The 566-nt window shown below is 38.5% G+C and carries 1 pseudogene; it reads left to right on the top strand.

Annotation, left to right across the window (positions count from 1 at the left end):
- Positions 1–566, top strand: a pseudogene (locus G9C87_RS20730) (DUF2723 domain-containing protein); the annotation flags it as partial.

The raw sequence follows: 566 nt of genomic DNA, 5'->3' as shown, positions 1-566 counted from the left end.
CCAATGAACCTGAATGATCCCGATACGGCTATCGGTATGCTTGATTATTATAACAGAGAACAGTATGGAGACTGGCCGACAATTTACGGGCAAAACTATACCGCTTTCCTTGATGCCAACGGAATTGAGAAAAATGAAGACGGAAGTTTTAAAACAAAGAAAACCGGCGACATTTATGAAAAGGATGAAAAAACAGGAACCTATAGAAAGACAGGAGAGCGTTTTAACTATGTTTTCAGCAAGTCCCAGGTAAGTTTAATGCCGAGAATGTTCAATGAGGACAAATCGGTGATGGCGAACTACATTTCAATGTATGGGGCTCCTGATTTTACCTTCAATTATGGAAATGAAGATGTGGCAGATAATCCTCAGGCAAAAGAGATCTTCAATGAACTGAGAAAGAAATACGAAGATAAAACGATTACGGCAGCAGATTATCTGAAAGTAAAGCCATACGATCTTATTAATGTTCAGAAGCCTTCTCTGGCTCAGAATATGGATTACTTCATTACTTTCCAGAACGGATATTACTTTGTAAGATACCTGATGTGGAATTTTGTAGGAAG

The sequence above is a fragment of the Chryseobacterium sp. LAM-KRS1 genome, assembly GCF_013184525.1.
Taxonomy (GTDB): domain Bacteria; phylum Bacteroidota; class Bacteroidia; order Flavobacteriales; family Weeksellaceae; genus Chryseobacterium; species Chryseobacterium proteolyticum.
This window is presented reverse-complemented; position numbering and strand designations above follow the sequence as displayed.